The sequence below is a fragment of the Sporosarcina sp. G11-34 genome (genome assembly GCF_026931025.1).
This window is the reverse complement of the sequence record NZ_JAHNZW010000030.1, coordinates 1-11404: the sequence shown is the minus strand read 5'-3', so window position 1 is coordinate 11404 and position 11404 is coordinate 1. Positions and strand designations below refer to the sequence as shown.

At 39.4% G+C, this 11404-nt stretch carries 9 protein-coding genes; 1 reads left to right on the top strand and 8 read right to left on the bottom strand.

Features of this window, described 5'->3' with window-relative positions; translation table 11 throughout:
• Positions 1-692: 692 nt before the first annotated feature.
• The 6 genes from KSU66_RS21155 to KSU66_RS21130 all read right to left on the bottom strand — a co-directional run bounded on the left by KSU66_RS21155 (position 693) and on the right by KSU66_RS21130 (position 7590).
• Positions 693-1478 (bottom strand): SurA N-terminal domain-containing protein, encoded by a 786-nt coding sequence (locus tag KSU66_RS21155; RefSeq protein ID WP_269053432.1) that lies wholly within the window; start codon positions 1476-1478, stop codon positions 693-695.
• 101 nt (positions 1479-1579) lie between these two features.
• On the bottom strand, positions 1580-2995 hold the full coding sequence (locus KSU66_RS21150) for a DEAD/DEAH box helicase (protein ID WP_269053431.1): 1416 nt from the start codon (positions 2993-2995) through the stop codon (positions 1580-1582).
• A 25-nt stretch (positions 2996-3020) separates the two neighbouring features.
• Entirely contained in the window at positions 3021-4487 is a 1467-nt protein-coding gene (locus KSU66_RS21145; RefSeq protein WP_269053430.1) for a protein adenylyltransferase SelO, read from the bottom strand.
• A 468-nt stretch (positions 4488-4955) separates the two neighbouring features.
• Positions 4956-5786, bottom strand: coding sequence for a bifunctional hydroxymethylpyrimidine kinase/phosphomethylpyrimidine kinase (gene thiD / locus KSU66_RS21140; protein ID WP_269053429.1), 831 nt, complete (start codon positions 5784-5786; stop codon positions 4956-4958).
• A gap of 218 nt (positions 5787-6004) precedes the next feature.
• The gene (locus KSU66_RS21135) at positions 6005-6694 is read right to left on the bottom strand and encodes a VCBS repeat-containing protein (protein ID WP_269053428.1); all 690 of its coding nucleotides are present in this window, start codon (positions 6692-6694) and stop codon (positions 6005-6007) included.
• Between the two features lie 113 nt (positions 6695-6807).
• Entirely contained in the window at positions 6808-7590 is a 783-nt protein-coding gene (locus KSU66_RS21130; RefSeq protein ID WP_269053427.1) for a YqhG family protein, read from the bottom strand.
• Positions 7591-7821: 231 nt separating this feature from the next.
• Between KSU66_RS21130 and KSU66_RS21125 the strand changes: the two genes are divergently transcribed.
• Positions 7822-9351 (top strand): malate:quinone oxidoreductase, encoded by a 1530-nt coding sequence (locus tag KSU66_RS21125; protein ID WP_269053426.1) that lies wholly within the window; start codon positions 7822-7824, stop codon positions 9349-9351.
• 67 nt (positions 9352-9418) lie between these two features.
• Here the strand turns inward: KSU66_RS21125 and KSU66_RS21120 are convergent, their stop codons facing one another.
• Positions 9419-10912 carry a DEAD/DEAH box helicase gene (locus tag KSU66_RS21120; protein WP_269053434.1) on the bottom strand — a complete coding sequence of 498 codons (1494 nt, stop codon included), beginning with the start codon at positions 10910-10912 and terminating at the stop codon, positions 9419-9421.
• A gap of 376 nt (positions 10913-11288) precedes the next feature.
• Positions 11289-11404, bottom strand: a 116-nt coding sequence (locus KSU66_RS21115) for an IS3 family transposase (RefSeq protein ID WP_269053433.1), incomplete at its 5' end; no start/stop codon positions are given.

The window sequence follows — 11404 nt, the reverse complement described above, 5'->3', positions numbered from 1 at the left end:
CCATGACTTCCTTTATTCCGTTCTACCCTTTTCAGGGCAGAAAGCAAATTTTCCTTTGACAGGATTCGTTCCATCAACATTTGTTATGCCTCTTTCCGTGAACAAAGCTTCTTCTTATGCCAGTTCTGCTCCACCATCTTGAAGTCCCCAGTGGAATTCACCACTTCCTCCATCAAGTATGCCTTATCGGTTATCTGTGTTCTTCGCAGGTTACTGAATGCCAAGATTTTGTTCTCTCTTAATTGTTCAGCCCTTCCCATTCTTCTCGAGTTTGAATGGTACTATGGCTTCTGCTGACTTCTGATTGCTCAGCTATCCATCACTGGATAGGTTACCAAGAGTACTTGGCGTATCAATCAGACCTCCCCAGGTAAGAACGTAATCTTTCCCTCCACCTATCTGCTTCATTTACTCCGTACAACCTTCGGTAGAAAGGGCTTTGTTTTGTTGTGCAAACTCACCCAATTGTACTTAGCCTTATATGAAGTTCGTGTTCCTCAGACCGGAGGTTTGCCGCTCGCTTCCTTCAGATTCCACGTCGCCATGGACACCCTTGCGTTAAGCTAACTGTTACTTCTACCTTCACAGTTCGGGACTTGCACCCTATAGATTACGCCCATGCTGGGCGCACAAAGAAGACCATTGCGCTGTGATTCGCAATGGTCTTCTTAGATAAATTTTATTTACTTTACTTAGATTTTAAACTCAATTTTAGCAGCTTCTTTTAGTTCCTCAATATGAGTAGCAACTAATTTTTGCTGTTGTTCTTGCGCTAACACTGATTCGATTTCTCCACTTATCTCTTTAAGTGGCGGTAGTTCTTGCCCGGCCTCTTTTGATTGCGCAGCAATTTCATCATAATACTTTTCAATTTCTTTCTCTGTTGCTTTTTCTGCTGGTGCAACCTTCTCTATATACTTTTCGAATAAGAGAGATTCAACAATAATTTCTTCTTTTAATGTTTTCGCGTCCATATTTTGGCTTTTTAGTGCTTCTTCCATTGCTTCTTTTCCACCAAATTGCTCTTCATACGCTTTATACTCTTCATCAATTTCAGATGAAGATACTTCTATATCCGCTTCTTTTGCTTTTTGAAGAATCAATGTCTGATTAACAAGTGTATCTAGCGTTTGTTCTTTTATTTGCTCAGTAGCTTCCTTACTCGTAGGATCTTGTCCCATTTGTTGCATTTGGCCCTGAATTGACATCAATACAGTATTATATTCCTCGCCTTTAAGTTCTTCTTCATTTACAATAGCCACTATTTCATTCTTGTCTACTTGCTGTTCAACTAACTTTTTTTGCATCTCTTCAAAAGCTGCTTGCTCTTCTTTTGTTGGCTCTTGAGCTACTTCTTCATTTGTTGTTTCAGTTTTTGATGTTTCTTCTTTCGCCTTTTTATCATCGTCTCCACAAGCAGCTAACCCCAATGCTAGCGCACCTGCCATAAACGGAAGTAAGAATTTTTTAAATTTCAATTTGTACAAACCCCTTTCAAATCTGACACACTTTATTTCTACGTACAAGTAGCATCTTAACGGATATTTCCGGAAAATTAAACCCATAAGCCTTAATGATATTAATTTTGAATTGCCTTGCTAACCTTAAGTTTCTTTCCTTTGATAGTCGATGTCGACAATGCCCGCATAACTATTAAGCCTTTGCGGTTATGTATATCGATATAGGTTAAGTCATCCTGAATGGCAATAATTCCAATGTCTTCTGCCTTTACACCAGGTATTTTTGCGATTGTCCCAACAAAATCTACGGCTCTAAGTTTTTTCTTTTTCCCACCGTTGATATGAAGTTTCATTGTATCCTTGCTGCTTTTTCCATTAATATTATGTTTCGCTTTCTGATGTTCAGTAGCTACTTGCTGTGCTGGTGCTTCTATTTTGGTGATTTCAAAGCCGATGTAAGTTTCAATTGAACTAAGAAGTTTTCCGTCAGCAGGTGTTACAAATGTTATCGCTTTTCCTTCATTACCGGCACGACCCGTTCTGCCTGTTCTATGCACATAACTTTCTTTTTCCATCGGTACGTCGTAATTAATCACAAGTGTCATATTCTTGACATCGATTCCCCTTGCCGCCACATCTGTCGCAACGAGATAACGGAAATTACCCATTTTAAAACCTTCCATAATCGCAAATCGATCTTCTTGAACAATTCCGCCGTGGATTTTCTCACAAGAATAGTTAGCTTTTTCCAGTTCCGCGAACACAGTATCAACTTGCCTCTTAGTTCTGCAAAAGATGATACAACTTTTAGGATTTTCAACATTCGTCAAGTTTTTAAGCAAAGTCATTTTTCCTGTTTCCGTCACTTTAATTACGCAGTGTTCTATTGCATTCGTTGTTATTCCCATTAATTCAATTTCAATACTTGTGGGATCTTTCATATAAGTATGGCAGAGTTTCTCAACCTTTTTCGGCATTGTAGCGGAAAAGACCATTGTTACTCGATTGCTAAGTAGTTTTTTTAGGATTGCTTCGACTTGAGCCGCAAAACCCATTGTCAGCATTTCGTCGGTTTCATCGATAATGAGGTATTTGATGGCATCCACTCTTAAAGTGTCCCTTTCAATATGGTCCATCACACGCCCAGGTGTACCAACGACGATATGCGTTTTCTCTTCTAACCTTTCTTCTTGTAAGATAAAGGATTCCTTACCGTAAACCGCCGTAGCTTTAATTTTTTTAAAACGCCCGAAATCTGCCAAATCCTCTCGCACTTGAACCGCAAGCTCACGGGTAGGCGTTAAAACTAATGCCTGGGGCTTATACCCTTCCCTTTCGATTAATTCGCAAAGTGGAATCCCAAAAGAGGCTGTCTTGCCGCTGCCCGTTTGGGATTTCACGATAAGATCCTGCTTCTTTAGAGCTCTTGGAATCACTTCGCTTTGAACTTCTGTAGGTATTTCATATTTCAATAAATCGAGCGCTCTTGTCATTTCCTCGCTTAAATGAAAATCTTCAAAACTTCTTTTATTCATGAAAGTAACCTCATTTTTCTTATGATTAAGTACCGCAAAAGGTTTGGTAAGGACTTGTTGATTGGTTAGGTAGAGTCGTGTAAGCCACCTGCTCCTCTGAGTGCGCATAAGGGTTCTTGAGCATATCTAACAGCTCTTCCATCACGCTGTAGTCGGCACGCTCGACTGCGGCCTCTAGTGCCACTTCTACTAGATGGTTCCGTGGGATCACTGCTGGATTGCTATCTTGCATCAATTGTTTAGAAGAAGCCTTGGATTCGTGCTGCCTGCCGAGTCTTGCCAACCACAATTCATGCCACTGTTCAAATTCCGGCGATTCAAAAAGGACTGTATCCGTTAGACTGTCAAAAGTTAATGCGCGGAAAGTATTGGTATAGTCTGCGTGATGATTTTCCATCATCTGAAGAAGCTCATTGACAAGGGATTCATCTTGTTCATCTATATTAAACAGACCCAATTTCCCTCTCATTCCCGTGAGCCAATTTGCCTGATACTGCTCCGAAAACTCTAAAATAGCAGCCTGGGCTAGTTTTGCCCCTTCCGAATAATCTTCATGCAGCAGCGGTATGAGCGTTTCAGCAAATCGCGCAAGATTCCACCCGACAATACGGGGTTGATTGCCGTAAGAGTAACGCCCTTGTCTGTCTATAGAACTGAAAACAGTTTTCCTGTCGTAAGTATCTATGAAAGCACAAGGACCGTAATCGATTGTCTCTCCGCTAATCGTCATGTTATCGGTATTCATTACCCCATGAACAAAACCAACTAATTGCCACTTGGCGATTAAGGCTGCCTGACGCTTGACTACTTCTTTAAGTAACAAGAGGTAGCGATTGTCATCTGATTCGATGTCTGGAAAATGTCGCTTAATTGCATAGTCGGCTAAGTCACGCAATTCCTCGACAGTGCCCCATTTGGCAACATATTCAAAAGTACCGAAGCGTAAGTGACTGGAAGCCACACGCGTCATTATCGCACCGGTTAACATGGTTTCACGGATTACAGGCTCACCGGTTGTCACAACGGCTAGACTGCGGGTTGTCGGAACGCCAAGGGCATGCATTGCTTCGCTGATAATGTATTCACGTAGCATCGGCCCGAGCCCCGCTCGACCATCTCCGCCGCGAGAATATGGCGTCCTTCCCGAACCTTTAAGCTGAATATCGAAGCGTTCACCTGAAGGCGTTATTTGCTCGCCAATTAACAGGGCACGTCCATCGCCTAACATTGTAAAGTTTCCAAATTGATGGCCCGCATAGGCCTGAGCAAGTCCAGTAGTGCCTTCTGGTATCTGATTACCCCCAAGCACCTCTATGCCGGTTTCTGTTTTCAGCATATCTTTATTTAACCCAAGAGATGTTGCCAGGGACTCATTGAGTATGATTAACTTCGGTTCACGCACAGGATTTGGTTCTATTTCGGTAAAAAACATACCCGGTAAACGTGCATAACTATTGTCAAAGTTCCATCCCGCTTCATTTCCTTTTACCATTCATATCGCCATCCTTCTTTTTTCACGTTAATTATAATGAAAAGTAATTCCATTTAGTATCTGCTGCTGATAATTCATTATACCCTTTTCGTGCTTTGTTGAATGGTCAAGGGTTTCCAGATTTAATTTTTGATGCAAAAAATATGGCACTGATAAAGACCAATTTCCTGCTATCACGTTAATTTCCGTTCCGAGCGGACAGTGCGGAAAGTTACAGATCAATCTTTCCCTGACGCTTTCCGCGGGCGAGCGCCAAGCCGCATCGTCGCTGAAACAGTGCGGTCTAAATCAAGTACATGTATAATTTCTGTAAAGGACACAGAAATTATACAAACCGAACTCTGCGTTGTTCGGCTCGCTGGAGTCGCCGCTCTCCACTACAATCAACTAGTTTAGATATATAAAGGAAGTTTTTCAGTGGCCATAAAAAAACCGACTGCAATTTTCACTGAGTCGATTTTTTATAGTTTAATCCTTTTCAACAGTTACCGTGCAACCTGTCTCATTGTATTTCCCATATGCAGCGTGATAGGTTGGTCCAACGCCTTGTTTAAAGCTAAGTGAATGCCTGATTGCCGCCGTAATGAATTTTTTCGCCTCGATTACAGCTTCCGGTACCGTTTTTCCTTTAGCGAGTTCTGCGGTAATCGCAGCAGAATATGTACAACCAGCGCCGTTTGTGTGGATTGTATCGATACGCGGTGCCTCTAACAAATAATATTGTTCCCCGTCGTATAACACGTCAACTGCAGGGCCAACTAGACGCCCCCCTTTTACGAGCACGTATTTCGGGCCAAGTTCATGGATCTTTTTAGCAGCTACTTTTAAATCCGCAACCGAATTTATTGCCATGTTATCCAGTAAGTAAGAGGCTTCCGGCATATTTGGTGTAATGATTGTCGCAAGCGGAAGTAATTCGTTGCGCATCGCTTCCATTGCGTCTTCTTGCAAAAGCGCTGTGCCTATTTTACCAATCATCACAGGATCTACGACAATGTTTTTCACTTCTGACTGCTTAATCCAGTCTGCTACATAGCTAATGATTTCCTTGGTGAACAGCATACCTGTCTTTAATGCGTCCGTGCCAACATCCTCGGCAATTGTAAATAACTGCGCTTCAACTGCTTCCAGTGATTGAGGGAAAATCCCACGTCTCTTTATTGAATTGCTTGCGACAATCGCTGTTACGACTGTTGTGCCAAAAACATCTAGTTCCTGAAACGTTTTTAAATCCGCTTGAATTCCCGCACCACCCCGCGCAGCTGACCCAGCTATCGTCAAAGCACGCTTAATACTCATACTAATCAATTCCTTTCTTGACCCGTATCTTATAACAAGCATAACATGTATGTATTTCCTTCATATATTTCGGCTCAACGCCAAAACATGTTTTTTTATAAATCAGTACATTATTAATGTTAAGCCACCTTATCTAATTATAAAACGAAAAGTACCTGTAGTTGTTTGAAATTCAAACAGCTACAGGTACAAAATAAACGTGGCTTTCTATGAACAAATTAAGTTAAATTACCGCCAAAGATGGACACAACCAATCGACTTGAAACCAATTGCGTATCTTCCCAAGTTAAAAGGTTCTCCACATAACCCAACGTATCCGCATTGGTTGTGCCAATAATACGTTGCAAGGCCAACAAATCATAATTGTAACTTGGGGTATTTATAATGATTGGATTTAAAGCCCCCAAATCTAGCACCTCGCCCTTCACTGGATTTATAAGCAGACCATCTTTATTGTAATACTGGGATAAATAATCAATGCCTTTTTCGCTAATGTCTATTAAAAATAACAAGTTCAGGCGAGCACTTTCAACTCGTACTTTATAATGATTTGCATAATTCACATCAAATTTATAGTCATGATTGTATTTATCTACATTGAATATCTCACGTAAAAGGTTATTTCTAAATGAGTAGATATAAAACGTTCCATATCCACCACTCCCACCAGTATCAATACTCACCATAATATCAGCAAGATTATCCTGGTCGAAATCGCCGAGAAACAACCTGGCATTATACCCCGCATTATTTTTGAGCTGAACCGATGTACTTTTATTTGACCAACCATCTTTAATAACAAGCGTGATGTCATCAGCATAAATATCCGGTGGCCCATCGAGCTGACCATATAAATAAACGGTATCTAAAACACCATCTCCATTTACGTCCCCCGTCTTCCAATCCAATAAGGTATAGGCTCCGTTAAAAACAATTCCTCCTCTTCAAATTAAATCATTGGTCACGGTATTATATGTTGGATTTACAACGTTATTTTCATCAAAGTACAATTAAACAAAATTCATTTCAAATAAAATAATCCGCCATTAATAACATCAATTTTAATCTTAGGTCTGTATTGCTCTTCCATCGCTTGTTTCTCCATCTCATAACTATCCGGCTTGTCTACTACCCCTTCATAGAAATGCTCTAATACTTTCTGGTCTTTTGCCCATCTCATTTTTGCTTCTTCGGCCCACGTGTGGTCATCCTGTTGGATAAGATTATCAATCACCAAGTCCAATCGTTCCAGGGCACGAATCGGCGATATAATATGCGGCAAGTTAAATGTATTGCCCGACACTTTTATATCCAAATCCACATCATCTAACGTCTCCTGAAAATCTTCAACAACATTACCCGTCATTAAATTAATGCCAAACGAATAAAGAACTTCTTTTGTTTGATCGCTGTAATACGATACTTTATAATTTACGCCCAACCAAGGCGTTAAGATGGTATTGGGCCCAAGCTGATTTTGTACGCGCTCATGCATCTGCACAAATGAACCCAGTTCTTTAGTTGTTCGAAAAAGTTGACTCAGTCGAGGTGAGCCAAAGTGTATAACCTCCCCCTGTACCTCTTCAACAAGCTTAGTTTTATCTGTGATAAAAGTTAGTTGAGCTGGGCACGGGACATCATTTATACTCTCTATATACTTCCAATAAAACGGGCGGTTCATAATTTTCTTATCCATTTCAATTGTTAATTGGGTAGTAATATAATGATCATTATCAACTAATATTTGGCAATCATTCTCTTGTAAAAATTGTTTTAAATACGAATGAATTTCTTGGGGGTACATGAACATCCTCCTTCTAATTCTTTCGCTTAGTTTGTCCTTAAATGAAAATACTATGTTAAGGCTACTGATTATGTTTATTTTCGTATTCTCTTAAACATTTTTTTGTCTCATTATCCTATGATAATTGTAATACCTGATAGGACTGCTATAATTGAGTTAGAAGTTATGTCAGAACTAAGCGGGGCGCAGAGACGGCCCTTCTGAAAATTCTAGGGTATAAGGATGATAAAAATGACCAACGATAAAAATACAACTGATGTTATCTTAATTGGCGCGGGAATTATGAGTGCAACATTGGGGACCATGCTAAAAGAATTGATGCCACAATGGAACATTAAAGTGTTTGAAAAGCTTTCAAGCGCGGGCGAAGAAAGTTCTAACGAATGGAATAATGCTGGAACGGGACATGCGGCGCTATGCGAGCTTAACTACACCTCTGAAAAATCAGACGGATCTGTAGATATTAGTAAAGCGATCACCATTAATGAACAATTTCAGGTTTCAATGCAGTTCTGGTCTTATCTTGTCAATAGAAATCTTATACATAACCCTCAGGACTTCATCATGTCATTGCCACATATGAGCATGGTGCAAGGGGAAGATAATATCGCATTTTTAAAGAAACGTTTTGAAGCGATGTCCGAAAATCCTTTATTCGAAGGAATGGAGTTTTCCGAAGACCCAGAAAAACTGATGGAATGGATTCCACTAATTATGCAAGGCCGTCCGTCAAATGACCCGATAGCTGCCACAAAAATTGATACAGGAACAGACGTTAATTTTGGGGCTTTAACACGCATGTTATTTGATCATTTAAAGACAGAAAACGTCGAGATCAACTATAACCATAGCGTTGATAATATTAAACGTGCTAGCGACGGATCATGGGAATTGAAAGTTAAGAATAGTAATAACGGCACCGTAGACCGTCATAAAGCAAAATTCGTTTTTGTTGGCGGTGGAGGGGGAAGCCTTCATTTACTTCAAAAATCTGGTATTCCCGAAGGAAAAAATATCGGTGGATTCCCAGTGAGCGGAATATTTATGGTGTGTAATAATCCCGATGTTATCGCACAGCATCATGCAAAAGTTTATGGTAAAGCCCAAGTTGGTGCACCGCCAATGTCGGTTCCCCATCTTGACACAAGATTTATCGACGATAAAAAGGCATTACTATTTGGACCATTTGCTGGCTTCTCACCCAAGTTCTTAAAAACCGGTTCAATGTTGGATTTAATCACTTCTGTAAAACCAAATAACGTCTTTACAATGTTATCAGCGGGCGCAAAAGAAATGTCACTAACTAAATATCTAATTCAGCAACTCATGTTATCTAAAGAACAGCGGCTGAAAGAGTTACAAGCATTTATCCCGAATGCAAAATTAGACGAATGGGATTATGTGGTAGCAGGCCAACGTGTGCAAGTTATTAAAGACACAGAAGCAGGAGGTAAAGGTACACTTCAATTCGGTACCGAAGTTATTACTTCTGCTGACGGCTCAATTGCAGCATTGCTAGGTGCTTCACCAGGTGCTTCAACTGCGGTTCACGTTATGCTCGAGTTACTCGATAAATGCTTCCCACAACATATGGATGAGTGGGAACCAAAAATCAAAGAAATGATTACTTCCTACGGCAAGTCACTAATGGAAAACCCGGAACTTTTGCAAGAGGTTCACACTTCAACGGCAGAAGCGCTTGGTCTACAAGATGTAGTACAAGTAGAAGAACCAGTTGAAAGTGTTTTATTAGTTGATTAAATAAATATTTCCACGATAAATGTATAACCGCACACTTTTGAGTGTGCGGTTATTTTTAGATTTCACCTCAAATTGACTCCTTGAAATCTGATAGAATATCATCTAACTCCCCTACAACTTTTTCAAAAACCCCTATTTTCACATAAAGCAAGTCCAATATATGATCTTCAATTGTATTTTGAATGGCTAAATTATAAATATGAACGTCATGTTCCTGTCCCAGTCTATGAACACGTCCAATTCGCTGTTCTAATTTCATGGGGTTCCACGGTAAATCAAAGTTAATAACATGATGACAAAACTGTAGATTAATCCCTTCACTACCAGACTCCGTGGCAATAAGCACCTGCGCATTTTCTTTAAATTGTTGCTTCATCCACTCACGCTTATTTTTGTTGAACTGTCCGTTAAAGGGAACATTTGATATTCCTTTTGAATATAAAAACCACTGTAAATAGGTTTGAGTTGCCCGATATTCGGTAAAGATAATAACCTTATCCTTTGCCCGGGAAATAATTTCAAAAGCCTTTTCCGCTTTCGAATTTATTTCTAGTACATCCAGTTTTCGAATAATATCATCGACGTACTTAATTTCATCTGGGTTACTACATCTTTCACGCATCTTAGTTAAAGTTAAATTCGTAGCCTCTTTACTGCTGCACATTTCCCTTTGTAATGTAATCATTGAAAATGAATCCGAAAATACCGTGGTAACGTTTTTAAGTTCCGAAATTAAATCGTATACTTCTTTTTCTTCTGGTGTAAAATCGATGGGTAATATTTCAACATGCCGATTCGTCCATTCAATTCCAGTATCCTGTCGTCTATTTCTCACCATCACCTGATTAACAAGTCCTTTTAAATACTCGTCGTTTTCCACATCGTGTTTACTGGCGGAAAAAGATGCTTTAAACGCCTCGTAATTGCCAAGATGTCCTGGTTTCAGTAATGAGATTAGGTAAAACAGTTCAAAGACATTATTTTGAATCGGCGTTGCAGTTAACAACAAACAAAACTTTTTCTTTAAGTTTTGTACAAACTCATAGCTCTTCGTTTTATGGTTTTTTAATTTATGGGCTTCATCAATGATGATCAAATCATAATCTTGCTCATAGATACGCTCTCTATGCGGGCTTCTCTTCGCCATATCTATACTCATAACAACAATATCACAGTAGTTTAAATCATAATTCTTTCTATATTGGATGACGGGAATATGAAATTTCTGATTCAGTTCTTCAATCCATTGATTGACTAATGATGCTGGAACCAAAATAAGCGCTTTTTTCACAAGACCTCTAACCAAGTATTCCTTCAAAATCAAACCAGCTTCAATTGTTTTTCCTAGTCCGACTTCATCAGCAAGTATCGCCTTACCGTTCATCCTTTCAATGACCGTTTCCGCTGCCTCCAATTGATGGGTTAAGGGTGTAAGATTGGGCAAATACTTTGGTGACTGAAGCCCTTTGAATTCAGTAATCAAGTTCGTTTTAACTACGTCATAACTCATATTGTATAACGTCCAGTTATCCCACGCTTCACGATTTTCCAATCGCTCCATAAAGCCTTCTTTCCATTCAGACGACCTTTCAATTATCAAAAATACCACCTCAGTCAACTTTATATTTCTTTTTAGGTTGTCCAAAATAGAGGTTACTATGTTTATTAAATTTAATTAAAAATTAAACAACAAAAAAGCGAGCTACTTATATTGCTGACCCGTTCAGTTGAATGGTACATAAAATAAATTAAATACAACAAAAAAAGAGCCAAATTCGCATTGAACTGCCCCTTTTAATTATGTATCAACTTTTGTGAATGAAACTCACCTATTTTAGAGAGCCTATTGATAGGATTACAATTTCTATTGTAGGTCAGCTAATTTATGTGTTAATACCACTGTGAATTTGGATTGTCAACACTAAACTAAACAAAGTTTATAAGGCCTTTAATCTGTATTCCACTGGACTTATATAACCAAGCGTTCCGTGAATCCGAATGTTGTTAAACCAATTCACGTAATCATTTAGTTCAAGTTCTAGCTGGTCAAGGC